At 68.4% G+C, this 25,554-nt stretch carries 27 protein-coding genes and 1 pseudogene; 12 read left to right on the top strand and 16 right to left on the bottom strand.

Annotated features, from left to right (window positions below):
* Positions 1 to 9: 9 nt before the first annotated feature.
* The 4 genes from ACYQ77_RS09415 to ACYQ77_RS09400 form a co-directional block, all read right to left on the bottom strand.
* A complete protein-coding gene (locus ACYQ77_RS09415; RefSeq protein ID WP_459709463.1) occupies positions 10 to 2,058 on the bottom strand; it encodes an acyltransferase family protein in 2,049 nt (682 codons plus the stop codon).
* Between the two features lie 92 nt (positions 2,059 to 2,150).
* On the bottom strand, positions 2,151 to 2,915 hold the full coding sequence (locus tag ACYQ77_RS09410; RefSeq protein ID WP_459709461.1) for a hypothetical protein: 765 nt from the start codon (positions 2,913 to 2,915) through the stop codon (positions 2,151 to 2,153).
* A gap of 356 nt (positions 2,916 to 3,271) precedes the next feature.
* Positions 3,272 to 4,219, bottom strand: a complete 948-nt coding sequence (gene meaB / locus ACYQ77_RS09405) for a methylmalonyl Co-A mutase-associated GTPase MeaB (protein ID WP_459709459.1) — start codon at positions 4,217 to 4,219, stop codon at positions 3,272 to 3,274.
* Positions 4,212 to 5,390: an acetyl-CoA C-acetyltransferase gene (locus tag ACYQ77_RS09400; protein ID WP_459709457.1), complete on the bottom strand. Its 1,179-nt coding sequence runs from the start codon at positions 5,388 to 5,390 to the stop codon at positions 4,212 to 4,214. Before ACYQ77_RS09400 ends, meaB begins: the two co-directional genes overlap by 8 nt.
* A 125-nt stretch (positions 5,391 to 5,515) precedes the next feature.
* Here ACYQ77_RS09400 and mce point away from each other — a divergent pair, with 125 nt between their 5' ends.
* On the top strand, positions 5,516 to 5,953 hold the full coding sequence (gene mce, locus ACYQ77_RS09395; RefSeq protein ID WP_459709456.1) for a methylmalonyl-CoA epimerase: 438 nt from the start codon (positions 5,516 to 5,518) through the stop codon (positions 5,951 to 5,953).
* Between the two features lie 179 nt (positions 5,954 to 6,132).
* Here mce and ACYQ77_RS09390 read toward each other — a convergent pair whose 3' ends face one another.
* Together ACYQ77_RS09390 and ACYQ77_RS09385 are read right to left on the bottom strand one after the other, a co-directional pair.
* Positions 6,133 to 6,720: a TetR/AcrR family transcriptional regulator gene (locus tag ACYQ77_RS09390; protein ID WP_459709454.1), complete on the bottom strand. Its 588-nt coding sequence runs from the start codon at positions 6,718 to 6,720 to the stop codon at positions 6,133 to 6,135.
* Between the two features lie 90 nt (positions 6,721 to 6,810).
* Positions 6,811 to 7,185, bottom strand: coding sequence for an SPW repeat protein (locus ACYQ77_RS09385; RefSeq protein ID WP_459709452.1), 375 nt, complete (start codon positions 7,183 to 7,185; stop codon positions 6,811 to 6,813).
* A gap of 190 nt (positions 7,186 to 7,375) precedes the next feature.
* On the opposite strand from ACYQ77_RS09385, the gene ccrA reads away from it, so the two are divergent.
* From ccrA to ACYQ77_RS09370, 3 genes are read left to right on the top strand one after another with little or no spacing between them, the layout of a single operon-like run.
* On the top strand, positions 7,376 to 8,707 hold the full coding sequence (gene ccrA / locus ACYQ77_RS09380) for a crotonyl-CoA carboxylase/reductase (protein ID WP_459709450.1): 1,332 nt from the start codon (positions 7,376 to 7,378) through the stop codon (positions 8,705 to 8,707).
* A gap of 37 nt (positions 8,708 to 8,744) precedes the next feature.
* Complete coding sequence (locus ACYQ77_RS09375) at positions 8,745 to 9,842, top strand: chromosome segregation protein (protein WP_459709448.1); 1,098 nt, start codon at positions 8,745 to 8,747, stop codon at positions 9,840 to 9,842.
* Entirely contained in the window at positions 9,839 to 10,273 is a 435-nt protein-coding gene (locus ACYQ77_RS09370; RefSeq protein ID WP_459709445.1) for a nucleoside deaminase, read from the top strand. Before ACYQ77_RS09375 ends, ACYQ77_RS09370 begins: the two co-directional genes overlap by 4 nt.
* Here the strand turns inward: ACYQ77_RS09370 and ACYQ77_RS09365 are convergent, their stop codons facing one another.
* Positions 10,274 to 10,693 carry a DUF1203 domain-containing protein gene (locus tag ACYQ77_RS09365; RefSeq protein ID WP_459709443.1) on the bottom strand — a complete coding sequence of 140 codons (420 nt, stop codon included), beginning with the start codon at positions 10,691 to 10,693 and terminating at the stop codon, positions 10,274 to 10,276.
* A gap of 146 nt (positions 10,694 to 10,839) precedes the next feature.
* Here ACYQ77_RS09365 and ACYQ77_RS09360 point away from each other — a divergent pair, with 146 nt between their 5' ends.
* The 5 genes from ACYQ77_RS09360 (at position 10,840) to ACYQ77_RS09340 (ending at position 15,281) form a co-directional block, all read left to right on the top strand.
* Positions 10,840 to 11,292 carry a universal stress protein gene (locus tag ACYQ77_RS09360; protein WP_459709441.1) on the top strand — a complete coding sequence of 151 codons (453 nt, stop codon included), beginning with the start codon at positions 10,840 to 10,842 and terminating at the stop codon, positions 11,290 to 11,292.
* Positions 11,289 to 12,413 carry an adenylate/guanylate cyclase domain-containing protein gene (locus ACYQ77_RS09355; RefSeq protein ID WP_459709439.1) on the top strand — a complete coding sequence of 375 codons (1,125 nt, stop codon included), beginning with the start codon at positions 11,289 to 11,291 and terminating at the stop codon, positions 12,411 to 12,413. Before ACYQ77_RS09360 ends, ACYQ77_RS09355 begins: the two co-directional genes overlap by 4 nt.
* A gap of 17 nt (positions 12,414 to 12,430) precedes the next feature.
* Positions 12,431 to 13,165, top strand: coding sequence for an alpha/beta fold hydrolase (locus tag ACYQ77_RS09350; RefSeq protein WP_459709437.1), 735 nt, complete (start codon positions 12,431 to 12,433; stop codon positions 13,163 to 13,165).
* 525 nt (positions 13,166 to 13,690) lie between these two features.
* Positions 13,691 to 14,224, top strand: a complete 534-nt coding sequence (locus tag ACYQ77_RS09345; RefSeq protein ID WP_459709434.1) for a GNAT family N-acetyltransferase — start codon at positions 13,691 to 13,693, stop codon at positions 14,222 to 14,224.
* A gap of 7 nt (positions 14,225 to 14,231) precedes the next feature.
* Entirely contained in the window at positions 14,232 to 15,281 is a 1,050-nt protein-coding gene (locus tag ACYQ77_RS09340) for a histidinol-phosphate transaminase (protein ID WP_459709432.1), read from the top strand.
* A 167-nt stretch (positions 15,282 to 15,448) separates the two neighbouring features.
* Here ACYQ77_RS09340 and ACYQ77_RS09335 read toward each other — a convergent pair whose 3' ends face one another.
* Positions 15,449 to 15,715, bottom strand: coding sequence for a hypothetical protein (locus ACYQ77_RS09335; protein WP_459709431.1), 267 nt, complete (start codon positions 15,713 to 15,715; stop codon positions 15,449 to 15,451).
* An 81-nt stretch (positions 15,716 to 15,796) separates the two neighbouring features.
* Positions 15,797 to 16,093 (bottom strand): hypothetical protein, encoded by a 297-nt coding sequence (locus ACYQ77_RS09330; RefSeq protein ID WP_459709429.1) that lies wholly within the window; start codon positions 16,091 to 16,093, stop codon positions 15,797 to 15,799.
* Positions 16,094 to 16,129: 36 nt separating this feature from the next.
* On the opposite strand from ACYQ77_RS09330, the gene ACYQ77_RS09325 reads away from it, so the two are divergent.
* Complete coding sequence (locus tag ACYQ77_RS09325; RefSeq protein WP_459709428.1) at positions 16,130 to 16,345, top strand: FmdB family zinc ribbon protein; 216 nt, start codon at positions 16,130 to 16,132, stop codon at positions 16,343 to 16,345.
* 259 nt (positions 16,346 to 16,604) lie between these two features.
* Here the strand turns inward: ACYQ77_RS09325 and ACYQ77_RS09320 are convergent, their stop codons facing one another.
* The 3 genes from ACYQ77_RS09320 to ACYQ77_RS09310 form a co-directional block, all read right to left on the bottom strand.
* Entirely contained in the window at positions 16,605 to 18,380 is a 1,776-nt protein-coding gene (locus ACYQ77_RS09320; RefSeq protein ID WP_459709426.1) for a 3-hydroxyacyl-CoA dehydrogenase family protein, read from the bottom strand.
* Between the two features lie 116 nt (positions 18,381 to 18,496).
* Positions 18,497 to 19,432 (bottom strand): DUF3558 domain-containing protein, encoded by a 936-nt coding sequence (locus ACYQ77_RS09315; RefSeq protein WP_459709424.1) that lies wholly within the window; start codon positions 19,430 to 19,432, stop codon positions 18,497 to 18,499.
* A gap of 95 nt (positions 19,433 to 19,527) precedes the next feature.
* On the bottom strand, positions 19,528 to 20,505 hold the full coding sequence (locus ACYQ77_RS09310; RefSeq protein WP_459709423.1) for a DUF3558 domain-containing protein: 978 nt from the start codon (positions 20,503 to 20,505) through the stop codon (positions 19,528 to 19,530).
* Between the two features lie 646 nt (positions 20,506 to 21,151).
* On the opposite strand from ACYQ77_RS09310, the gene ACYQ77_RS09305 reads away from it, so the two are divergent.
* Complete coding sequence (locus ACYQ77_RS09305) at positions 21,152 to 21,565, top strand: DUF3846 domain-containing protein (protein ID WP_459709421.1); 414 nt, start codon at positions 21,152 to 21,154, stop codon at positions 21,563 to 21,565.
* 198 nt (positions 21,566 to 21,763) lie between these two features.
* On the opposite strand, the gene ACYQ77_RS09300 is transcribed toward ACYQ77_RS09305, so the two are convergent.
* The 3 genes and pseudogenes from ACYQ77_RS09300 to ACYQ77_RS09290 form a co-directional block, all read right to left on the bottom strand.
* Positions 21,764 to 22,126: a MazG nucleotide pyrophosphohydrolase domain-containing protein gene (locus ACYQ77_RS09300; protein WP_459709419.1), complete on the bottom strand. Its 363-nt coding sequence runs from the start codon at positions 22,124 to 22,126 to the stop codon at positions 21,764 to 21,766.
* An 87-nt stretch (positions 22,127 to 22,213) separates the two neighbouring features.
* Entirely contained in the window at positions 22,214 to 22,741 is a 528-nt protein-coding gene (locus ACYQ77_RS09295) for a MerR family transcriptional regulator (RefSeq protein WP_459709769.1), read from the bottom strand.
* Positions 22,742 to 23,527: 786 nt separating this feature from the next.
* A pseudogene (locus tag ACYQ77_RS09290) lies at positions 23,528 to 24,082 on the bottom strand (NACHT domain-containing protein); the annotation flags it as partial.
* A 518-nt stretch (positions 24,083 to 24,600) separates the two neighbouring features.
* On the opposite strand from ACYQ77_RS09290, the gene ACYQ77_RS09285 reads away from it, so the two are divergent.
* Positions 24,601 to 24,768, top strand: a complete 168-nt coding sequence (locus ACYQ77_RS09285; RefSeq protein ID WP_459709417.1) for a hypothetical protein — start codon at positions 24,601 to 24,603, stop codon at positions 24,766 to 24,768.
* A 45-nt stretch (positions 24,769 to 24,813) separates the two neighbouring features.
* On the opposite strand, the gene nucS is transcribed toward ACYQ77_RS09285, so the two are convergent.
* A complete protein-coding gene (gene nucS, locus ACYQ77_RS09280; RefSeq protein ID WP_459709415.1) occupies positions 24,814 to 25,554 on the bottom strand; it encodes an endonuclease NucS in 741 nt (246 codons plus the stop codon).

Below are 25,554 nucleotides of genomic sequence, written 5' to 3'. Positions count from 1 at the left end.
ACCGCGTCGTCACCAGCCCATCGCGGCGACGACCTTCTCCTCCACGATCGGTGACAGGGACCGCATGTACGTCGCCGTCGGGTGGTTGAAGTCGCGGTACACCCAGATGTTGCCGATGACCGGCGGGCACGTCGTGTCCTCGCAGAGGTAGTCGGTGAAGTCGAGGAACTTCACGTCCGCCGGGACACCGGCCGCCTTCGTCCACGGCGGTGCCGGGGAGAACATCTCCAGCCGCGGCGACGCGCACTCCGGCGCGTCGACACCCTTCGCCTTCGCGCAGGCCGGCGGGTCGAACGAGTGGCGCGGCGTGTCCCGCACGGCCACCACCGGGATCCCGGCGTCGGTCAGCGCCTGCCACTGCGCCACGTAACCCGGCGGCGTCACCTCGGTCAGCCCGACCCGCGCGTCCCTGGTCGCCTGCGTGATCACCGCGTCCGGCTTCATCTCGAGCATCCGCGTGAGCGCGTCGGCGTTCCAGTCGGCGCAGGCCTTCCCCGCGCCCATGTAGGTGTCGGCGGAGAACGGGCACGCGCCGCGCAGGAACACGGTCAGCGCCCAGTTCCGCTCCTCCGCGAACGGCCGCAGCGCGGGCACGAACTGCTGCATGTGCGAGTCACCGATGGCCACCACCCGCTTGGCCGGGGTGCCGGTGACCTTGGTGGTGCACATGGAGCCCTTCTTGTCGGGCGCGGTCACGCAGTCCATGCCCGCCATCGAGCCCCAGTCGTCCGGGATCGCCACCGGCGGCGGCAGCAACGCCACGTCCTGCGCGCCCTGGTAGCGGAAACCCGGGTACCGCGCGGCGGCGCCGGGGTGGTCGGGGTCGTCGATCGAGAACGCGAACTCGGCGCGGTCCTTGGTGACGTACTGCCACGTGCCCGCCAGCGCGAGCACCGGGACCAGCAGCACGATGCCGAACCGGTAGGCGCCCCAGCCCTTCGGCTCGCCGATGCGCGAGTTGCGGGCGGGCGCCTCGACGAACCGGTGCGTGAGCGCGGCCAGCACGAACGACACGGCGATGATGACCGCGCCGCCCTTGATGCCGACCCTCGGCATGTCCCGGTAGGTCAGGTAGAAGATCAGCACCGGCCAGTGCCACAGGTAGAGCGAGTAGCTGATGTCGCCGATGTAGCGCAGCGGGCGGGAGCTGAGGAACCGGTCCGCGCCGACGCTGCTCTCGGTGGCGCCCGCGAGCAGGACCATGGCGGCGGCGAGCGTCGGCCACAGCGCCGCGTAGCCCGGGAAGACGGTGCCGACCTGCAGCAGCAGGCCGCAGCTGACGAGCGCGGCGATGCCTGCCCAGCCGAGCACGATCCGCACCACGCGCGGCAGCGCGATCGAGTCGACGAACAACGCGAGCAGGCCGCCGAGCACGAACTCCCAGATGCGGGTGAACGAGTGGAAGTAGGCCAGCGGCTGGTTGACCGAGGTCAGGTGGACGGAGTAGGCGAGCGACGCGGCGCCGACGAGCCCGAGCGTGGCGGCGGCCCACGTGCGCAACCCGCCGCCGAAACGGCGGGCGAGCAGGCCGACCAGCACGATCAGCAGCGGCCACGCGAGGAACAGCTGCCCCTGGATGGACAGCGACCAGAAGTGCTGGACGACGCTCTTGCCGTTGTTCTGGGCGAAGTAGTCGACGGAGTCGGCGGCGAGCTGCCAGTTCTCGAAGTACAGCGCGGACGCCACGACCTCGCGGATCGTCTGGAACCAGCGCGGCTCGGGCAACACGACGACGCTGACCGCCATCACGGCGACGAGCACGGTCAGCGCGGCCGGGAAGAGCCGCTTGATCATCCGGCCCCACAGCGGCCGGAACTCGACCCGCCCCTTCGCGACCGCCCTGGTCAGCTGCCCGGTCAGCAGGAACCCGGAGATCATGATGAACACGTCGACGCCACCGGAGACCCGGTCGAGCCAGACGTGGTAGACGACGACGAGGACGACCGCGAGCGCACGCAGTCCCTGCAGCTCGGGGCGGAACTTCCGCCCGGACGCCGTTCTGTCGGCCGTCGGCGCGACAGGGGTTTTCGCGCCACGACCGGCGAGTTCCGCGACCATGTAAGCCTTCCGGGGATGAGGAGACGGCACATGCTCGCAACCGGATGTGAAATCCCGTTAATCGGCCGCTTGTTATGTGGTGCTCATCACAATCACGTGAGGCCCATGAAACCCTCCGTCGCGTTCACGCCGCGGTAGATGCCAGGGGCGAACCGCCCCATGGCGCTCGCGATGACCGGGATGAACTTGACGTTGCTGCCGAGCGGCAGGCGGTAGCCGTTCTGCACGCCCTGCCGCTCCCAGAGGTGCGCCATCTCGGGGTGCCGTGCCGCGAACGACGGGTCGGCCGGGTAGAGGTCGAGCCGGACGTGCGCCCGCTCGCCGAGGAGCTTGTCGGAGGCGGCCCCGACCAGCTTGTCCTGCACCGACTCCGGCCCGACCTGTGCGGCGCTGTGCTTGGAGATCGACACGGCGGCCAGCTCGGACCACGGCACCGCCCACGGCGCGCCCTTCGGGTCGTCCCACCGCAGCCCGGCGGGCTCGAAGATCAGCCGGTGCGGCCGGAAGACCTTGTCCCGGCGGACGACCAGCCCGACCGGCAGGATGAGGAACAGCAACCCGATGGCGATCGCGATCGCCATCGCGCCACCCCCGCCGTCGACGGCGCCGACGAGCCCGGAGATGAGCGCCGTGAGCCCGATCGCGCCGGCCACCACGGCCCCGGCGACCGCCTTGCGCCCGTTGGTCTTGCCGACGTCGACCACGACCGGCGGCCCGCCGGGCCCGAACGCGGGCTGGGCGTGCGGCCCGGTCTGCTGCCCGAACCCGATCGCGGCGAGCCCTCCGACCGGTGGGCCGGGCTGGGTGTGACCACCCGGTCCCGGCACCATCCCCGGCTGCCCGAACGCCCCCGGCATCCCGGGCTCACCGAAGCCAGGCCCGGCCCCGGGCGGCATCCCCGGCCGGCCGAACGCCTGCGGACCCGCCACTCCACCAGGCGGCGTCCCTGGCTGGCCGAAGCCGCCAGGCGGTCCGAACGCCGGCTGTCCGAACGCCCCGGGCACGCCCGGCTGGGCGAACGGCTGTGGTCCCGCACCGGGCGGCATCCCGGGCGGCGCGTAGCCCGCGGGCGGCATCCCCGGTGCGGGGTGACCCGGCCCGTAGCCGGGTGGCGCCGGATAGCCGGGCGGCGGTGGCCCGTACGGCGGCTGAGCGTGTGGTCCCCCTGGCGGCATCGTCACGCGCGGGATGGTAACCGCCGGGACCGACAGAGTCAGAGCGTTTCGGTGAGCTGGTCGGCGGCCGCGTACGGGTCCGTCTCCCCCGCCGCCACCTGCTTCGCCAGCCGCGACAGCGCCTCGCCGCCGTGCACGCTGCCCAGCCGTGCCCGCAGTGCCGTCACCGCGATGGCCTCGATCTCCCGCTCGGCGCGGCGCACGCGCCGGGTCTCCAGCTCGCCGTGCGCGACCAGCCAGTCGTGGTGGCCGTCCAGCGCGGCCACGAGTTCGTCGACACCCTCGCCGCGCGACGCGACCGTGCGCACGACCGGCTGCCGCCACGACGGTCCCAGCTCCCGCCTGCCCAGCGACATGGCGTGCTTGAGGTCGCGGACGGTCTGGTCGGCCCCGTCCCGGTCGGCCTTGTTGACCACGAACACGTCGGCCACCTCGAGGATGCCCGCCTTCGCGGCCTGGATGCCGTCGCCCATGCCGGGCGCGAGCAGCACCACCGTGGTGTCCGCGAGCGCCACGATGTCCACTTCGGACTGGCCGACGCCGACGGTCTCGATCAGCACCACGTCGAATCCGGCCGCGTCCAGCACCCGCACCGCCTGCGGGGTGGCCGTCGCGAGGCCGCCGAGCGCCCCGCGGGTCGCCATCGAGCGGATGTACACGCCGGGGTCGACCGTGTGGCTGTGCATGCGGATGCGGTCGCCGAGCAGCGCGCCACCGGAGAACGGCGACGACGGGTCGATCGCCAGCACCCCCACCCGCAGTCCGCGCTCCCGGAACGCGGCCACCAGCATCGACGTGGACGTCGACTTGCCGACCCCGGGCGGGCCGGTCAGCCCCAGCACACGCGCGCGGCCGGTCAGCGGGGACAGCGCCGCAGCGACCGACCGCAGCTGCGGGCTGTCGTCCTCGACGAGCGAGATCAGGCGCGCGACGGCCCTCGCCTGGCCGTCACGCGCCTGGTCGACGAGTTCACGAACGTCAGACACGCAGCAACAGTGCGTCGCCCTGGCCGCCACCGCCACACAGGGCCGCCGCGCCGAGGCCGCCACCGCGGCGCTTCAGCTCGTAGGCCAGGTGCACGACCAGCCGGGCGCCGGACGCGCCGATCGGGTGGCCGAGCGCGATCGCGCCGCCGTCGACGTTGACGATGTCCTCGCTGATGCCGAGCTTCTCCGTGGACACCAGGCCCACCGCGGCGAACGCCTCGTTGATCTCCACCAGGTCCAGGTCGGACGCCGACAGCTTCGCCTTGGCCAGCGCGGCCTTGATCGCGTTCGACGGCTGCTCGTGCAGGCTGGCGTCCGGACCCGCGACCACGCCGTGCGCGCCGATCTCGGCGAGCCACTCGAGACCCAGCTCCTCGGCCTTCGCCTTGCTCATCACCACGACCGCGGCGGCGCCGTCGGAGATCTGCGACGCCGAACCGGCGGTGATCGTGCCACTCGCCGCGAACGCGGCACGCAGCTTGGCCAGTTCCTCCGGGGTGGTGTCGGGGCGCACGCCCTCGTCGGTGTCGAACACGACCGGGTCACCCTTGCGCTGCGGGATCGACACCGGCGCGATCTCGTCGGCGAAGCGGCCCTCCTTGATCGCCGCGGCCGCGCGCTGGTGGGACCGGGCGGCGAACGCGTCCTGCGCCTCGCGGGTCACGCCGTAGCGGGAGTTGTACTTCTCGGTCGACGCGCCCATCGCGACCTGGTCGAACGCGCAGAACAGGCCGTCGTGGGCCATGTGGTCGAGCATGGTCACGTCGCCGTACTTGAAGCCGGACCGCGACTTGGGCAGCAGGTGCGGCGCCTGCGTCATCGACTCCTGGCCGCCCGCGACCACGATCTCGAACTCACCCGCGCGGATGAGCTGGTCGGCGAGCGCGATCGCGTCGAGGCCGGACAGGCAGACCTTGTTGATGGTCAGCGCGGGCACGTCCATCGGGATGCCGGCGGCGACCGCGGCCTGGCGGGCGGGGATCTGGCCCGCGCCCGCGGTCAGCACCTGGCCCATGATCACGTACTCGACCTGCTCGGGCGCGACCCCGGCACGTTCCAGCGCGGCCTTGATGGCGATGCCGCCGAGCTGCGCTCCGGAGAAGTCCTTGAGGGAGCCGAGCAGCCGGCCGATGGGGGTGCGGGCCCCGGCGACGATGACGGATCCAGACACTGCGTGCCTCCAAAAATCGGGTCGACATCCGACCTTACCCGTTGGTAGCAAAAGGAGCCCTCGACTGTGTGAGGACTCGCACAGCCGCAGGTCACGGGATCGATCAGGGGTCGTATGGTCGGTGGATGGACGGATTGGCTGGCCTCGTCACGGCCATTGACCACGTCGGCGTCGCCGTGCCCGACCTGGACGCCGCGATCGCCTTCTACCGCGACACGCTCGGCCTGGAACTGACCCACGTCGAGGTGAACGAGGGCCAGGGCACGAAAGAGGCGATGATGCGCGCCCCGGGCGACGACGGCACCGGCTCCGCGGTACAGCTCCTCGCCCCGCTGTCCCCGGACTCGACGATCGGCAAGTTCATCGACACCAAGGGCCCTGGCGTCCAGCAGGTCGCCTACCGGGTGACGGACATCGAAGCGGCCGAGAAGATCCTGCGCGCCAAGGGCATGCGCGTCCTGTACGACAAGGCGATCACCGGCACAGCGAACAGCAAAGCCAACTTCGTACACCCGAAAGACACCGGCGGCGTCCTGGTGGAACTGGTCCAACCAGCCCCCTAACCCCGCGAGTCCCGCTCTCAAACCCGGCGAGTCGCGCTCTCAAACACCGCGAGTCGCGCTCTCGCGCACATCGAGTTGTCAGTTTCGTGCACATCCGCCGCGTCAAGATCGGCACGAAACACGCAACTCGGTATGCGCGAGAGCGCGACTCGCGCTGTTCCTGGGCGTGACTCGCGGGGTCAGTGGGTGGGGGCCGGGGTGGTCAGGGCGGTGGCTATGAAGTCGACCTCGCGGTCGATGGTGGTTTCGTCGGTCGGGTCGTCGTGGCGCGCCACTGAGTGGCGGTAGCTCACCGCCAGGGCCAGCAGGCTGGACGCCGTTTCCACCTGGGTGGGCGGCAGCGGGCCCGTGCTCGCCGCCTGGATCACCGCCCGGACCTGTTCCACCACCGTGGAGAACCGCTCCTGCAGCGCCTCCTTGACCGACGGGTGCGTGTCCGCCTCCCGCCACAGCAGGTGCGACAGCAGCGTGGACGCCCGGTTCCGCGCGTCCAGCTCCGCCACGAGCCGCCGCAGCGACGCCGCCACGTCGCCGGGCACGACCACCGAACCCGGCTCGATGTGCTGGTCCGGCAGCCGCGCGACGAGCGCGGTCAGCAGGTCCTGCTTCTTGGCGAAGTAGTAGTGCACGAGTCCCTTGGGCACGCTCGCGAGCACCGCGATCCGCGACGTCGGCGTAGCGTCGAAGCCGGACTCCGCGAACAGCTCCTCGGCCGCGGCCAGGATGCGCTCCCGAGCGGACGGGTCATCCTTCTTGCCTCTGCGCATCACCTGGTGCCTCCGGAAACGACGAACGGCGCGGCCCACAACGTAACCCGGGACCGGGCGACGTGCGGGCCGCGCGTGTTGTCCGCGTCTTCAGTGCTGTCCGGCCATCCCCGACCGGTGCACCCGCTGGGCGACCGGGAGCGCGGCCGCGCCCGCGATCACCGTCAGCGCGCCGACGATCCAGGACGTCCAGGAGATCGCGCCGAACTCGGTGTACCCCATCACCCACGGCGAGATGAACATGAGCACGCCGAGGACGATCTGGATCCCCTCGCCGTAGACCATGCCCGGCATGGCCAGCGAGGCCAGCCCGTCGAGGGCGATGAGCGCACCGAGCACGATCATCGTCCACATCGCGGCGTCGTTCGTGTCGGTCCACAGGAACGACAGCAGCGCCACGACACCCAGGACGACCTCCGCCCAGTCGTGCGGCCGGGTCCACGGCCGGACACCTGTTTGTGCCATCGAGACCACCTCCGTGTCAGTGAGAGCCTCTGCCTCAGATAGTGCGCCTTGGTTGGCCGCCCGGTCAAACTTCTGCCCGAGTCTCGTGTGTCACAGCTCCATATCCGGGTGTCGGGGGTCTACACCTCCGAGTGACCCACCTCTCGCCAGGCTTCTTCTGAAACGTTACTGGCCGGTAGCGTCGGCGGGCATGCAGAAGATTCTCGACGCCATCCTCGCAGGTGACATGGCCTCCATCGGCTCGATGCCGGTGCCGGAGTCGTACCGCGGCGTGACGGTGCACGCCGACGAGGTCGAGATGTTCGCCGGGCGCGAGCACGCCGACAAGGACCCCCGTGAGTCGCTGCACGTCGACGAGGTGCCCACGCCCGAGCTGGGCCCCGGTGAGGCGCTGGTCGCCGTCATGGCGAGCGCCATCAACTACAACACCGTGTGGACGTCGATCTTCGAGCCGATGGACACCTTCGGCTTCCTCCGCCGCTACGGCAAGACCTCTCCCCTGGCCAAGCGCCACGACCAGCCCTACCACGTGGTCGGCTCCGACCTCGCGGGCGTCGTGCTCCGCACCGGCCCCGGCGTGAACGCGTGGCAGCCCGGCGACGAGGTCGTCGCGCACTGCCTCAACGTCGAGCTGGAGCACCCGGACGGCCACAACGACACGATGCTCGACCCCGAGCAGCGCATCTGGGGCTTCGAGACGAACTTCGGCGGGCTCGCCGAGCTGGCGCTGGTCAAGTCCAACCAGCTGATGCCCAAGCCCGCGCACCTCACGTGGGAGGAGGCCGCCTGCCCCGGCCTGGTCAACTCGACCGCGTACCGGCAGCTGGTCTCCCGCAACGGCGCGGGCATGAAGCAGGGCGACACCGTGCTCATCTGGGGCGCGTCCGGCGGCCTCGGCTCGTACGCGACGCAGTTCGCGCTGAACGGCGGCGCGACGCCGGTGTGCGTGGTGTCCAGCCCGCAGAAGGCGGAGATCTGCCGGCGGATGGGCGCCGAGCTGATCATCGACCGCAGCGCCGAGGGCTACCGGTTCTGGAAGGACGAGAACACCCAGGACCCCAAGGAGTGGAAGCGTTTCGGTGCCCGCATCCGCGAGCTGACCGGCGGTGAGGACCCGGACATCGTGTTCGAGCACCCCGGCAAGGAGACCTTCGGCGCGAGCGTCTACGTCGCACGCAAGGGCGGCACGATCGTCACCTGCGCGTCGACGAGCGGGTTCATGCACCAGTACGACAACCGGTACCTGTGGATGCACCTGAAGAACATCATCGGCTCGCACTTCGCGAACTACCGGGAGGCGTGGGAGGCCAACCGGTTGATCGCCAAGGGAAAGATCCACCCGACACTGTCGAGTGTGTACCCGTTGGAGGAGACCGGGCAGGCGGCCTTCGACGTGCACAAGAACACGCACCAGGGCAAGGTCGGCGTGCTGTGCCTCGCACCGGAAGAGGGCCTGGGGGTGCGGAATCCGGAGTTGCGAGAGCAACATCTTTCGGCCATCAACCGGTTCCGCGGCGTCTGACCCATCCCACCGCGGCGAGCAAGGTAGCGTGGGGCCTATGGCGCTGGGCGAAGAACGTGATCTTGTACCGCTGGGAGCCGGCTTCGACATCACCAAGCGCGGCTACAGTCGAATGCAGGTCGAGGAGCACCTCGAGCAGCTGGACAGCCAGCTGAAGATCCTCGCCGCCGACCGCAACGCGGCGGCGGCGCAGGCGGCTGAGCTCACGTCCCAGCTCGAGGTGGCCCGGACCACGATCGACGAGCTGAACAAGAAGGTCGAACGGCTGGCCATGCCCCCGACGACCATGGAGGGCCTCTCCGAGCGGCAGCAGCACATGTGGCGGCTGACGCAGGAGGAGTGCGACGAGATGCGCGCCAAGGCCAAGGCCGAGGTCGATCACATGCGCGCCAAGGCCCAGGCGGAGGCCGACGAGCTGCGCGCCAAGTACGAGCGGCAGCTCAAGGAGCTCGACGAGCGGCGCATCGCCATGGAGGAGGAGCACCGCGGCGTCCTCGAGACCGCGCGCAAGCAGGCCGAGGAGATCGTCGAGAAGGCGCGCACCGAGGCGGAGGCCGCCGAGATCGCCGCGCAGGCGCGGCGCACGCAGGTCGAGGAGGACTTCGAGATCGCGATGGCCTCGCGGCGCACCGAGTCGATGCGCGCGCTGGCCGAGCAGGAGGCGACGTCGAAGTCCGAGGCCGAGCGGCGCGTCCGCGAGGCGACCGAGGAGGCCAACCGCCGCCGTCACGAGGCCACGACCGAGGCCGCCGCTCGCCTGCAGGAGGCGACGGACGAGGCGAACCGCCGGGTCCGCGAGGCGACCGAGGAGTCGAACCGCCGCATCAACCACGCCGCGCAGCGGGTGGCGGCGCTGCGCAAGCTCCGCGCGAAGGTCGCCGAGCAGCTCACGACGGCCCGTGAGCTGGTCGTCGACGCGCACGCCTACCTCGAGAACGCGGTGCCGGCCTTCGAGCCGCTGCCCGAGGAGCTGGCCGACGCCGCGGAGGCCGCCGCGAAGCCGAGCCCGGCCCCGCGCGACCGCAACCCGATGCCCGGCCCGCCGAAGGAGAAGTGGGAGACGGGCGGCGCCCCGGACAAGCCCCCGATCCCGCCGGAGGTCGCGGCGGCGAAGACGAAGCGCATCGCCAGGTGAACCCGCTCCTCGCCGCGGCCGTCGAGGAGGCCAGGCAGGGGCTGGCGGAGGGCGGCATCCCCATCGGCGCCGCCCTGTTCACGCAGGACGGGGAGCTGCTCGGCCGCGGCCACAACCGCCGCGTGCAGGACGGCGACCCGTCCATGCACGCCGAGACGAACGCGTTCCGCAACGCGGGCCGCAGGCGGCACTACCGCGACACGATCATGGTGACGACGTTGTCACCGTGCTGGTACTGCAGCGGCCTGGTACGTCAGTTCGGCATCCCGAAGGTCGTCATCGGCGAGGCGACGACGTTCCACGGCGGCCACGACTGGCTCGCCGAGCACGGCGTGGAGATCGAGATCGCGGGCGACGAGACGTGCGTCGCGCTGATGACCGACTTCATCGCCGCCCACCCGGACCTCTGGTACGAGGACATCGGCGAGTAGTCACCGGGTGATCGTGAACATGTAGCACCCGTAGGCCACGTTCCTGCTGTGCACCTCCACCACCTCGGGGTGCGCCAGCACGGACGCGATGGCCGCGTCCGGGTCGCTGCCGTCGTGCACGCGGGTCGCGGGGTGGATCCACCCGCGCGCGTCGTAGGCCCGCAGCACCTGGGGCCGTCCCACCCACTGGGCGGGGTAGCCGTCGTGCTCGGGCCCGGCGCACGGACCGGCGTGCGTGAACACCGCCCCGCTCTCCTGGTAGGGCGACCCGTCCGGCAGCGGCGGCGAGTAGTTGAACAGGACGAGCTCCTCCCCCGCCGTGGCGTCCCGCAGGCAGCAGCGCAGCGGCTCCTCGCCCGCCGCCGTCACCGCGACCCCGTCGCCCCGGACCGTCAGCGCCTTGATCGTGTATCCGCTCATGACACCGAGCCTGGCCTGCCCGAGCCGGTGAATCCGGCGGAAATCGGTCGTCGCGTCCCGTGCGAAGCAGTGCTCGGCCACGGTAGGTTTACGCGCGAGTAGCTAAGACGTTGATCGCTCCACGCTCCGCTCAGCCGGGAGGACACATGACGGCTTACCAGACCGTGGTCGTCGGCACGGACGGCTCCGACTCGTCGTACCGCGCGGTGGACCGGGCCGCCCGGATCGCGGCGGACGCGGACGCCACCCTCGTCATCGCCTGCGCCTACCACCCCGCCCGCCCCGAGGACGTGAGCCGTGCCCAGGACCAGCTGGGTTCGGACGTCGCCTACCAGGTCGTCGGCTCGTCACCGGCCGAGGAGTCGGTGCGCACGGCGGCCGAGCGGGCCAGGAAGCAGGGCGCGACGAAGATCGACACCGTGGTGGTCGACGGTGAGCCGGTCCCGACGCTCACCAGGGTCGTCAAGGAGCGCGCCGCGGACCTGCTGGTGGTCGGCAACCGCGGCCTGAACTCCCTGGCAGGCCGGATCCTCGGGTCGGTGCCGTCGGAGGCCGCACGCAAGTCCGGCGTGGACGTGCTCATCGTCCACACGACGTGAGCTCTGACGACGAGGCTCTCCAGCAACGCATCGAGCGCATCCTGCTCGGCGGGAGCCGCCAGTACACGCGCACGGAGGTCGGCGAGCTCACCGGTGTGCCCGCGGAACGCTCCAAGGCGCTGTGGCGCGCGCTGGGTTTCGCGACGCAGGACGACGACGCGGCGGTCTTCACCGACGGCGACGTGCGCGCGCTGCGCATCACGAGCGAGCTGATCCGCGGCGGCATCGTAGACCCGTCGATCGCGACGGCGACCGCGCGGATGATCGGCCAGCACATGTCGCGGCTGGCCGAGTCGCAGGTGCACATGCTGCGTGACGTGCTGGCCGCGAACCCGGAGATCGGCGCGGACGAGCGGCAGCTGGCGCGGCTGGTCGAGCACCTCACGCCGGAGCTCGAGGCGCTGCAGAACTACGTGTGGCGCAGGCACCTGGCCGCGAACTCGGTCCGCATGCTCGTCACGTCCGAGGAGGAGCTGGACGAGCGCCGCCAGGTCGTGGGCTTCGCCGACATGGTCGGGTTCACCACCCTGACCCGCCGCTCGAGCGAGGCGGAGCTGGTCGCGGTCGTCGACCGCTTCGAGTCGCTGGCCGCCGACATCGTCGCCGAGAACCACGGCCGCATCGTGAAGATGCTGGGCGACGAGGTGCTGTTCGTGGCGGACAGCCCGGCGGACGGCGCCGAGATCGCACTGGACCTCCTCGACCGCGCCGAGAAGGAGGACGGCGTCCCGTCGCTGCGCGCCGGCCTCGCGTACGGCCGGGTGCTCAGCCGCTTCGGCGACGTGTACGGCTCGGTGGTCAACATCGCGGCGCGCCTGACGTCGGTCGCCCGCCCCGGCACCGTGCTGGTCGACGTGGAGATGGCGGAGGCGCTGAAGGAGGACACGTCGTACGCGGTCCGCACCCGGCGCCCGGTGTCGGTGCGCGGCTACGCCCGCCTCCGCTCGGCGGCGCTGCGACGCGCGGGCGAGGAAGGCACGTCACTGGCGGAGTCGGCTCAGCGCATCGCGGCGGAGGTCCTGGGCCTCCTGGACGACGACGAGGAGGCGCCGCACATCCCGCTGGAACCGGACGACGAGCAGGCCACACCACGGAGGAAAGGTCGGCGGCGCAGGCGCTGAGCTGTTTGGATGGACCCATGCGCTTCCCGGACACACCACTAGTGCTGCTCCACGCGTTCCCGCTGGACCACCGCATGTGGGATGGGGTGAGAGACGGGATCGCCGAGCACGTCGAGCTGATCACCCCGGCACAACGAGGCTTCGGCGGCACCCCTCTGGGCAACGACACGCCGGACCTGACGAGAGTGGCGACGGACGTACTCGACCGGCTGGATGGACGCAGGGTCATCCTCGGCGGCTGCTCGATGGGCGGCTACGTGGCGATGGCCGTGCTGAAGCAGGCGCCGGACCAGGTGGCGGGCCTGGTACTGGTGTCGACGAGAGCAACCGCGGACGCGGAGGCGGGCCGGGCCAACCGCCACGCGATGGCAGCCCGCATCGAAGCGGAAGGCCCGGCCTTCGTCCCCGACGCGGTGTTGCCGACCCTCCTGGGCACGGAAACCACGGACCGCCGCCCGGAGGTCGTGGAAGCGGTACGCACACTGGTCTCCGAACAGAGCGGCGAAGCGATCGCCTGGGCACAACGCGCCATGGCAGCCCGCCCGGACTCGTCGGAGGCACTCCGCCAGGCGGACGTCCCGACCCTCATCATCCGAGGCGAACAGGACACCCTGATCCCCGCGGACGAAGCGGAAGCACTGGCAACCCTGATGCCGAAGGCAGAAGTGGTGGTACTGGCAGGCGCGGGACACCTACCCCCACTGGAAGTCCCGGAAGAGTTCACCGGAGCACTGGCCCGCTGGCTGGAGTAAGAAACCCCCACGACACAAGCCGAGCGCAGCCCACCACACCCCACAAGGACTGCCTGCCTGCCATCCCGTCGACCTGGCGAAGCCCGATCACACCGGGTCAAGGGGGCCCGAAACCCAAAGCACACCGTGCCAAAGCCGCCGGGCCCCCTTGACGCAGTGTGATAGCCCCGTGGGAGGTCGACGGGATGGCAGGCAGCCACGGACACCAGTCCCTGCCAAACCAACCCGAGACCAAACCCCCGCCATCCCGGAGACCAGCCCGTCCGGCGAGGACCCCCCCCCGGAGGGAAAAACCCAGGCAAGGCACACCACCAAACCCGGGAACACAAACCGCCACAACGGCGCTGACCTGCGAAAACGCCCCACCCAGTACGTACGTGGACCCCACCCATTCCCGGGGGCCACCCGCCATGCCAGTCTACCGGTGACCACCGACAGGGGGACGGATGTCGATCTTGCCTGTGGACAACCGACCCACCTGTGGACAACTCAACGAAGACCGTGAGCATGGTTAGCATCGGTCAGGTGACGCAGGTTGCGGACGGCGACAGACCGGAGTGGGTTCCCACCCATCGGCTACTGCTACGCAGGGTGGCCCCCGACGACGTGGACGCGATGATCGCCATCCACGCGGACCCGGAAGTGGTCCGCTACCGCCCGGAAGGCGTCAGCTCCCCCGACGAGTCGCGGCAACTGTTCTCCTCGTGGCTGGACCACTGGGCCGAGTTCGGTTTCGGCTACTGGGCGATCGAGCTGGCCGAGACCGGCGAGCTGATCGGCTTCGGCGGGCTGCAGATCTCCTACGGCGACGACGGCCCGTACCTGAACGTCTTCTACCGCCTCTTCCCCGGCCACTGGGGCCACGGCTACGCGCCCGAGATGGTCGCCGCCGCCACCGAGTGGGGGCGGCGGGTCCTGCCCGGGCTGCCGATACTGATCATCACGCCGACGCCGAACGTGCCCGCCCAGCGGGTCGCGCACAAGCTCGGCTTCACCGAGATCCGGCGGGCGTGGTTCCAGGGCACATTGTGTTGCTTCTTTCAGCACCCGGATGAATGATGCGGCCATGCCAGTGACCGTCAGAGCCGACCTCGCCTCCCTGCCCGACTACATCGCCGGCCGGAAGGTGCCCGGGGCCGTCATCCTCTCCAGCAACGAGCTGTCCGGCCCACCGCCGGCGGGCATCCTCGCCGCCATCGCCGACGCCGCCGCCGACGTCAACCGCTACCCCGCGATGGGCGCCGACGACCTGCTCGACAAGACCGCCGAGCACTTCGGTCTCGACCGGCCGCGGCTCGCGGTCGGCTGCGGCTCGGTGAGCCTGTGCCAGCAGCTCGTGCAGGCGACGTGCGAGCCGGGTGACGAGGTCGTGTTCGGCTGGCGGTCGTTCGAGGCGTACCCGATCGTCACGCAGATCGCGATGGCCGCCGGGGTGAAGGTGCCGCTGACGCCCGAGCAGGGCCTCGACCTCGAGGGCATGCTCGCCGCGGTCACCGACCGCACGCGGCTGATGTTCGTGTCGAACCCCAACAACCCGACCGGCACCGCGCTGCGGACCGCCGAGCTCACCGACTTCCTCGACCGCGTCCCCGACAACGTGCTGGTCGTGCTGGACGAGGCGTACCGCGAGTTCGTCACCGACCCGGACGTGCCGGACGGCTTCGCCTTCCTCGACCGGCAGAACGTGGCCGTGCTGCGGACGTTCTCCAAGGCGTACGCGCTGGCAGGCATCCGCCTCGGCTTCCTCGTCGCGTCGCAGGACGTCGCGTCCGGGGTGCGGAAGGTGGGCATCCCGTTCTCGGTGAACCGGGTCGCGCAGGCGGCGGGTATCGCGGCCATGGCGGCGACGCCCGAGCTGCTGGAGCGGTGCGCCGAGGTCACGAAGGAACGCACGCGCGTGCACGACGCCCTGCTGGAGATGGGCTACGACGTGCCGGCGTCGCAGGCGAACTTCCTGTGGCTGCCGCTGGGTGAGCGCACCGCCGAGTTCAACGAGCACTGCCTGGACCAGAAGGTCGTCATCCGCGCGTTCGCGGGCGAGGGCGCCCGCGCCACGATCGGCCTCCAGGCGGAGAACGACGCGTTCCTGGCGGCAGCGGACTCCTTCCCCCGCTGACCCCCGTCAACCGCGAGTCCCGCCCCCACACATCGCGAGTCGCGCCCTCGCGCACACCGAGTTGGTGGTTTCGTGCAGGTCGTCGTGTGCACGAAACGTACAACTCGGTATGCCTGAGGGCGCGACTCGCGGTGTCTGGAGGCGGGACTCGCGGGGGTGGCGGGGCATCAGGCGGCGACCAGTTCGGCTTTCAGCTGGTCGACGAACCGTTGGCGGGCGGAGGCGACGCGGCGCCAGTGCGCGATGCGGTCCAGTTCCGTCGAGGCCTTGGCCAGCACCTCGGCGGCGTGGGCGGCGGACTCGATCTCGTTGGCGGCGGCGTCGAGGTCGCCCGCGTCGATGAGGGCGTAGGCGCGGCGCATCTCGGACTGGGCGGTGGCGTAGATGGCGTAGGCGGTCATGTTGTCCGCGAGGGCGCCGAGGGGGTGCGACATCGGTCTCTCCTGTCTGTGCTGGGCCTGACACAGACACGTCGAACCAGAACGCGCCGGTTCGACACCTCCGGAGAGAATTTCCTAACGTTTTCGTGTCGGCCGTCGGCGGCCGCGGGCCTGCCAGCACCCGAGGTGCCAGTGCCGCCGGTCCGCGACGGACCCCAGGTCGTCGGCGGGCCACACGACGACGTGCGCGACACCGGGCTGGATCTCGTGGTCGCAGCCGGGGCACCGGTAGGTCTTCGTCGCCTGGGTGGCGCTCACGTTCCGCACCAGCCACTCGCCGTCGTCGCCGGACTCGGCCCGCTGCCAGCCCGCCGTGCTCAGCGGGCGCGGCTCGGCGCGCGGCACGCGGCGGTCACGGTTACGACGAGGCACGGGACCTCACGGTAGTGGCAGGGCAGAATGGTGGCCGTGCCGACATACGAATACCGCTGCAAGGACTGTGCGACGACCTTCGAGGTCCGCCGCTCGATGAGCGAGTCGTCCGCCCCGGCGTCCTGCCCAGAGGGCCACGACAACACGGTGAAGCTGCTGTCCATGGTGGCCGTGACCACGGGCGGCGACGGCGCGTCCGCACCCATGGGCGGTGGCGGCGGCTGCTGTGGCGGTGGGTGCGGCTGCGGCTGACCCCGTGGCGCTCGACACGAGCGGCGAGTTCCGGGCGGACCTCGCCGGCTACCTCCGCGACCACGCGGCGGGCGGGTACCCCGTCGCCGACGTGACCGAGTCGGTGTGCACACCGTGCGGCGGACGCCGGTTCCGCGTACTGGCCGACGACGACGCAGCGTCGACTAGCTGCTCAGCCTTGACGAACCGTCCGGCATAACCGGTCTCGGTGACGGTCCGTACACGCTGACCCGGTTGCCGTGATGCTCGTCGCGCCGGGTCAGCGGTAGTCGCGGAAGCCCTTGCCGGTTTTCCGGCCCAGGCGGCCCGCCGTCACGAGGTGTTCCAGCAGTGGCGCGGGCGCGAACCCGGCGTCGCGGAACTCGTAGTACAGCGTGCGTTCGATCGCCAGCGACACGTCCAGCCCGACCACGTCCAGCAGCTCGAACGGCCCCATCGGCAGCCCGCAGCCGACCTTCATCGCCGTGTCGATGGCGTCCGCGTCCGCGTAGTGGGCCTCCAGCATCTTCACCGCGTCGTTCAGGTACGGGAACAGCAGCGCGTTGACGATGAAACCCGCCCGGTCGGCGCAGTGCACCGGGTGCTTGCCGACCTTGCGGCAGAGCGCGTCCGCGGTCGCGACCACGTCGTCCGCGGTCGAGATCGTGGCGACCACCTCGACGAGCTTCATCACCGGCGCCGGGTTGAAGAAGTGCAGGCCCACGACGTCCGACGGCCGCGACGTGGCCGCCGCGCACTCGATGACCGGCAGCGACGACGTCGTGGTCGCGAGGATCGCGCCCGGCTTCACCGCCTTGTCCAGCGCCTCGAACACGGTCCGCTTGACGGCCAGCTCCTCCGCGACCGCCTCGACGACCAGGTCGCAGTCCGCCAGGTCGTCGAACGACGTGACCCCGGCGATCCGCGCCAGCACGGCGTCACGGTCCTCTTCGGACAGCCGGCCCTTCTTCACCTGCCGGTCGAGCGACGTGCCGACCGCCGCGGTCGCCGCCGACGCCTTCTCCGGCGTGCGGGCCCGCAGCACGACGTCGAACCCCTTCTTGGCGAAGACCTCCGCGATGCCGGTCGCCATGGTGCCGGTACCGACGACACCGACGCGGCGCACCTCCCTTGTCGCGGAAGAAGAACCGGCCACCGCCGGTGTGTCCACATCGGACACCACGACCGGGGAGTCGATGCCGTCGTAGGTGTAGAAACCACGCCCGGACTTCCTGCCGAGCAGGCCCGCGGTGATCATCTGCTTCAGGATCGGCGCGGGCGCGTGCAACCTGTTGCGGGACTGGCGGTACATCGTCTCGAGGATCTCGTACGCCGTGTCGAGACCGATGAGGTCGAGCAGCGCCAGCGGCCCCATCGGGTAGCCGCAGCCGAAGCGCATCGCGGCGTCGAGGTCCTCGCGCGTGGCGTAGCGGGACTCGTACATCGACACCGCGTGGTTGAGGTAGCCGAACAGCAGCGCGTTCGCGATGAACCCCGCCCGGTCGCCGATGACCACCGGCTCCTTGCCCAGCTCGCGCGCGAACTCCTCGACGTCGGCGATCACGTCCGGCTCGGTGACGACCGTGCGGACGATCTCCACCAGCTTGAGCACCGGCGCCGGGTTGAAGAAGTGCAGGCCGACGACCTTGCCCGGCCGTCCTGTGTGGACACCGATCTCGGTGACCGACAACGACGACGTGTTCGACGCGAGGATCACGTCCGGCCTGCACACCTGTTCCAGCTCGGTGAACACCTGGGCCTTCAGCTCGAGGCTCTCCGGGATGGCCTCCACGACCAGGTCCACGTCACCGAGGTCCGCCAGGTTCGTCGTGTACGTGATCCGGGTCAGCAGCGCGTCCCGTTCGGCCGCGTCCAGCTTGCCGCCCGCCCGCGCCCGCTCCGTGGAGTGCTCGATGTGCCCGCGCGCCCGCGCGACGGCCGCCTCGTCCACCTCGACGCCGACCACGCGACGTCCCGTCCTGGCCACCACCTCGGCGATGCCGGCGCCCATCGTGCCGAGTCCGACGACTCCGACGCACTGGATATCCCGTGCCACCGTGCACCTCCGCAGTCCGCGACCAGAGCAGCGAACTCGGACACTACCTGCCAGTAACAAAGGCGGCAGCCTGGCCGTGGCCCAGGTCACCGGCCTGTATCGGTCAGGGGCGCGGCTCAGACATCGGGCAATTCGGGCCACACGAGCTCGGCGACGGCGGTCGCCGCGGTGCATGCCTCGGCGACCTGACCAGTGGGCATGCGGACGAAGACGCTGGCCACCTCGACCACGTCCTCGCTCTCGATCTCTGTGAACGGGAGGTGCCCGGTCTCGACGGCGCAGTAGTCGTGCGCACCGACCTGGGTGTACTTGTTCGTCACCGTCTGCCTGCCCGCGACCAGGCCCTCGGTGCCGTCGCCGTACACCTCCGGCTCCGGCCCGGCGCCGAACGCCACCCGCACCGTCACCGGCGAGTCCGGGCTCTGCTCCCAGAAGCACGTGTGCCTGCCGGGGTACTCGTCGGGCCGGTTCGCCCCCTCGAGACCGGGGACGGCCGCGACGTCGTCGTCGTCGACGAGCGAGCACGGGTCGACCGTGATCAGCGAGTCGTTCTGCGGGTCGCGGTGCTCGACGTCGCGGTCGAGGATGACGTCGATGGCGTAGTCCATGCCGGTCTCGACCATCGGGCACGTGTCGGCGGACCCGTCGTACACGCTGCCGGACACCTGCATGGTCACCCCGTCGGGGAACACGAGCAGCTGCGAGCAGAACGACGGGCTGTCGTCCTGCTGGCCGACCCACAGCCCCTCGTCGACGTCCTTCACGCGCTTGCCCTCGAGCTCGGGCTGCGCGGACAGCACGCCGAACGCGCCGACGGAGATCACCACGTCGGCCTCGCCGTCGGTGTTGATCCGGATCGCGCAGTAGTCGAACGACTCGGGGGTCGCGAACTCGGGCGTGCCGTACTCGGCGAACGCCTCGGGATCGGTCAGCGAACAGGGCGCGACCGTCGTGAGGTCGTCGAACGCGGCCTCGGCCGTCAGCTCGTCGGGGAGCGTGGTCGCGGCGACGGGCATCCCGCCGGTGCGCGACGTGCACGCGGAGACCACCACTACCGCAAGGACCGCCAAGACCCGAGGCAGTACGCCCAACCCCACCACGCCCTAGTGCCGTGCTCGTCCCCTGTGCCGGCGAAATTGAAGCACGTTCAGGGCTTGGGCAGTGCCGGAATCAACAGTTTCGCGATGGCGGCCGCGGTGGCGCACCCGTCGTCGTCCGGCGTGGGCTTGTTGTCGTAGGAGACCTCGATGATCTCGTCGGCGCCGTCCTCGCCGGTGGAGCGGTGCCGCCACTCGATCCGGCAGGACGTCTGCCCCTCGGACGGCGACTTGTAGCCGGTGACCTTGTTGCCCAGGTCGACCGCGGTCCCGGGGTCGACGGTGTCGTCCTTCGGGTCGTACCCGGTGCGGAACCAGACGGCGACGTTGACGCTGTCCTTGGTCCAGTTGCACCAGTGCAGGGAGTACGGCTCGACCTCGGTGTCGACCTTGACGACGGTCTTGAGCTCGTCGGGGTCCAGCAGGCCGCAGGGGTCGACGCTCGCGATGGAGCCGGACTTCTCCTCGCGCGCAGGCGGGTCCTCGCGGATCATGTCGATGATGCCGGTCAGCACCGTGCGGCCGGTGGCGCACAGCTCCTCGCCCTCCCCGCCGACCTGCACGCGGAGGCCCTGGTTGGGGTTGGTCGAGGTGACGGCGCTGACGAAGCAGGCGGTGCCGTCGTCCAGCTCGCTCTCGTAGGCGGGCAGGCCACCGATGTTCTCGTCCGCGTCGGTGGCGCCGTTGAGCGTGTCGCCGACGTAGATCGTGATGTTGAGGTCCTTGCCGGACTTGTCCTCCATGTAGTTGGAGCAGCTGCTGAAGTCCTGCATCCGGTTGTCGGCGGGCTTGCCGAGCGGGGCCAGGATGTCGCGGCTCAGGAGGGCGCACGGGTCCAGCTTGCGCAGCTGCTCGTTGGAGAACGTCGGGTCGTTGGTCTTCGGCTTGCCGGTCGACGTCCCGGGGTCCATCTGCCCGGCGGGCACGGTGCTGCGCGGAAAGGTCTGCTTGGCGGTGTCCACCGCCTCGCCACACCCGGCGAGCACAACAGCGGCGACCGCGGTCACTACGACGAATGCACCCCTCACAGGAGCACCGTATCCATCGCGCCCCGACCCCGTGCGAGGAACACCCGAATCAGCCCCGGGCACCCCTCCTGGCCTGGGGTTCTTCGACCTGGACCACCCACAGTGGTCCAGGGTGGACGGTTCGCGGCCGGTCAACCGGGACCGATTGTCCACGCGATCCTCTTCGATGCCCACCTGACCGGGGCCGTCAGCGACCACCAACGGTTGTCCTCCGAGGTCAGCCAGTTCGGCATGACGGTGTAAAGTCGCCGTCAGATCTGTCGTGCTCACGGCGTGCCCCGAACCCACGACCCACGGTTTACAAAGTCAAAATTTGACCTGCCCAACGACACTTGCATCGCGCGTTCAAGGTGTTCAAGTAGCGACACATGCCCGTCTACGCTCGTGGGTTTTGGGTGCCGTTGCCGTCAAGTCGGAATACGATCAGCAAATTCCGGGTCCGTGATAATTCTCGCCGACTACCACTATTACCCACTTCTACACAAGATAGTCAACATTGACTGTCCACAGCATCTTTCGACACACGAATAAGCGATGACCTCGCCATCCGCACCAGACCGCCCGCCTCTGCAGGGGCTGTCGGCCTGGTTCGGATACAGGGCCGCCGACCAGGCAACAGCCAAAGGCCCTTGGAAGCGAGCGGCACGTGATAACTGCCATCGTCATCCCTGTCGATCTGGATCAACCAATCCGACAGCAGCAACTCAACGCGAGCGACCTCGATGCCTACCGGCAGATCGTTGGTGGCAATCTCGAACTGGTGCACTTCGCCGAACCACCGGCGGGCATGTACATCAACGACGAGGGCAAGCTCGACGGCCTGCCCTTCAACCACCGGGCAACGGCACTCCTGTGGGCACACAACAGCGCCTACCGGGACCGCGACGTCGTCGTGGGGCCGGCTTTCATCCTGGGACCGCCCGATCACCGCGGTGATGACACCTCGGCGCCTGACGACCTGGTGAACTTGCTGTTCAACACCACGCGGTACCGCACCCAGGTGCAGGCCGACGGCACGGGCACGTGGCACGGCAAGCCATGTGGCTTACGTGCCTGGTAATCAGCGAGATGGCAAGCCTGTGGCCGGTGGCGAAGTGTCGCTACATAGATGTCGACATAAGCGGCGTCGAGGTGATCACCGATGAAGCTCTGAGTGCCGTGCTAACCGGCGAGTTCGCACTCGGTCAATCCATCACGCGGTTCAGCCAGCGCCTTCAGTACAACGTTACTGAGTAGAGCCGCTCGAAACGGCGCAGGCTTACGCAGCTCCATCGTGGTGGCGAGCCTCGATCTTCTCGATCTTGGCCGCCACGGCTTTGCCGAGGTCAACGCCATGCGAGCTGGCCAGGATGGCGGTGCAGATCAGCACGTCGGCCAGTTCACTGCCGATGGTCTCAGCAGTGAAGGCGGCACCCTTGCTCTTGCGCTGATAACCAGCATGACCGAGCACTTCAGCTTGGAGTTCGCCAACTTCCTCGGCGAGCTTGGCAGCCTGCGACAAGACGAACGCTGGGTAGCTCGCGGCGTTCGCGTCCAGACCTCTGCGTAGCCGCCCAGCCTGCATCCCTGCCCACTCGTGAAGGTCACGCACGGTCAAATCAGGTGACACAGGCACGTTCATGCTGAGTTAGGGTCCTCTCGTCCGGCGCGTTGGAGCGTCCAGCTACCACCGGGCCGTTCGAGGACCTGACATACCGTCCGCCGCGCCTCACGCGGTCGAGGCGTTGAAAGCTTGGCGGACGTCAGAAGCATTCGCAGGAGTGCCGTCTGCATGCTGTGCAGGAAACTCATGGATCATGGCGTTTATCTCTTGAAGAGCGCCACTGACTGCGATTCCGAACACACCCTGACCACCCTGTAGCAGATCAACAATCTCTTCAGGCGACGAAGCTTCATACACGGTGGTGCCATCACTGAAAAGGGTGATCTTGGCAAGCTCGCCAATCCCGCGTCTCCGCAAGTGATCTACAGCGATCCTGATGTTCTGCAACGAGACCCCTGTATCGAGCAGCCGCTTAATGACCTTGAGCACCAGTAGATCATGAAACGAATACAGACGCTGCTGTCGATCTGTCGTCCGCAGCGAAGGCACGACAAGTCCTGTTCGAGCCCAGTAGTCCAGCTGCCGAGGGGTGATACCCGCGATATGGCAGGCAACTGCACCAGGGTAGCCCACTTCACTCATGGGCGAATCTTGACCAGCTACTTCTGTTCCTTCGACGCCTACCTTAGACAAGTGGCGAGCAAATTCGACTGGAAGCTCAACATATTCAACAGACTCGGAGAGGAACCTTCTTAGGTTCAGGCGCTCAATTCCGTTCAGCCTCTCAAGCGTATCCAGCAAAACGGAAAGAACCTCCTTGGCTCCATCCATATACATGCGATCAAAGATGGCAATCGCGAGTTGGCCAACCATTGCCCACTCTTGGCGAACCACTCGTGACGCAAGTAGTGCGCCCAGCCGCTCCGAAGACCTGGCCGCACGACTTAGATAGGACGCAGCCAGGAACTCCAAGAAGCTTCTATGCGCAAAGGCATACATGGGTTCACCAGATGATGTGCTGCCCACCTCCACCAGGAGTTGCATACGTCCGCGAAAAGTTTCGAACAGGCGCCCCGGTTCTTGCTCCACATCCTCATAATCAAAGCCACGCTCACTAACGTAGTCGCGTATCACCTGAATAATTTTGCTTGCAGTTGCCGAAGCTGCCGCAGATCGTTCATTCAGCATCCAGAACGCGACATACTCCAGTGCGTGGCGCGCGCTGCGGTGTACGTTTGCTTCAGTCTCCACCCCTCTAACTCGATCCCAACGATCAAAGATTAGAGAGAAGTACTCCTCGTACACGTCTGGCAGATTATGTCGTACAGCGCCGACTCCATAGAACTGCTCACAGGTAAGAGCCAGCAAGAGAGGAGTAGCTCGTAGATCTGCGATCCTCTCCGTCTCATTCAAGAAGGCCTGCGCTTGCTCAACCGCATTTTCCTCCGAGTGTTCCTGTTGAGCAAGCCTAAACCATCGCCCAACATAGTCACGCACCTGAGCTTCGTTGAAGTCCTCAATCTCATAGACGCTGAACCGGCTAGGATCGAGTCTGATGGTCTCATAAGAGTGTCTACGCGAGGTGACGAGAATGCGGACATTCGGAAACTCGACCGAAAACATCTCGATTGCTGCGGCAACGTCGCGACGGTATCGAATGTCAACCTCATCCAGACCGTCAAAGACGACAAGGGAATCGCCTTCCCGAAGAACCCTGCTAACTGCGCCCACTGGCGCAGGTTCTTGCAGAAATCGCCCCATCTGCTGTTCAATGGCGCTCACTAACGAATAGGAACCGTGCGCAATGTTTCGAAGTGACACCATAAAGGGAGCGGAGCCGCGCTCACGTTTCGCCATCCAATAGACCAGAAAACTCGACGTAAGCGACTTGCCACTACCAGCAGTACCAATCAAAGCGGTTCGTCGTATTTTTCGCTCAAACTCAGCTAGAGTAAGCGGACGAGAGTCTCTCCCGGCCGTACGAATCGTTGGAGCAACGAATACATCTTCGATTGGCACAAGCTGACGAGACATCTGGAACAGCGAACGGTGCACGCTATAGAAGGTGGCCACTTGCTGCCGATAGAGATCGAAGAATTCCTGGTCGCGCCGCCTCTCAACATCAGCGGCAGCAGGGTCAACGTTCGCTGCCACCCATAACTGGTGAAACGACTCCTCATCACCATTTAGGTAGCGAACAATACTCCTGACTATTGGCCACGAGGGAATTCGTTTGCCATTAATCGCCTCTGAAACGGTCGTGTGACTGACGTCACCTACCGCGGTCGCGATAGAGCGCATGCTCGGCTTGCCGGCTTGCACATGCAAAGACTGGAGGGCGGCAACAAGCTCGCCTGCCACACCCAGGCCGCCAGTCTCGCTCTGATTAGTCGACATCGCTCCTCTGATCGCGTCTCCTACCTCACCGTACGGTACCCGTAAGATGGTCTGCTTTACAACATCTGCCACCATCTGCCAGCATGTGTCCAACCCGGCCGTCATCAACCCAGGAGGCTCCCGTGTCTCAACCGCGTCGCGATCCGCTCCGAGCCGTGTGGCTCGCGTTCGCCATGATCGTGGCACTCTTCGTAGGCACCGCCGCCGGCGTCCTCGGCTGGTTAAGCGGCCAGTCACCTGCCGCCGCCGTACTCACCGGCGGAGTGGCGTTTGGAGGCACGCTGACGCTCGCCATCGTGGTCATCCGCTTCTTCCACGGCTGAGCTGCGCCGGAAACCGCGGGATCAACGTTCCTGTACCGCCCCGCCCTAGAAGAGGCGAAGATCGTCGCTCTCGATGCCCCGCAGGGCGTCGTAGTCGATCACGTGGCACCGGAAGCCACGGTCCTCGGCCAGGGTGCGAGCCTGCGGCACGATCGTCTGCGCCGCCAGGATGCCACCCACCGGAGCCAACAGAGGGTCACGATTAAGTAGCTCAACGTAACGACTGAGCTGCTCCACGGCATCGATCGTGGCGCGTCGCTTGACCTCGACGGCCCAGTGCCTAGGCTTGACCGTTGCGAGTCCTTCCTGGTCTTTCGCCCCGTCGATCTCGCCGCGGCGTTTGATCTCGACCGCCACGGTGGCGCCCACGGCGTCGCGGCAGAGGATGTCGACCGGGCCGATGGCGGTCATGTACTCGCGGCGGATGAGCGAGTAGCCCTCACCCAATGTGGTGATGTGTTCGGCGAGCAGCTCCTGCAGGTGGGCCTCGACGCCGTCCTTGACGAGGCCCGGCTCGGCGCCCAGCTCGTGGGCGCTGTCGTGCAGGACCTCCTCCAGCGTGATGACCAGCTTCTCCCCCGCCTTGTTCGACACGGTCCAGGTGCCGTCGTCCTCGGTGAGCCAGCACGGCGGGCTCATCCAGTTCAGCGGCTTGTACGCCCGGTCGTCCGAGTGCACGGACACCGAGCCGTCGGCCTTCACGAGCAACAACCTGGTGGCCATGGGCAGGTGGGCAGTGAGCCTGCCCGCGTAGTCGACCTGGCAGCGAGCGATCACGAGACGCAC

It is taken from the genome of Actinophytocola sp. KF-1, assembly GCF_054661535.1.
Note: the sequence above shows the minus strand (reverse complement) of the source record. Positions and strands in the feature narration are given on the sequence as shown.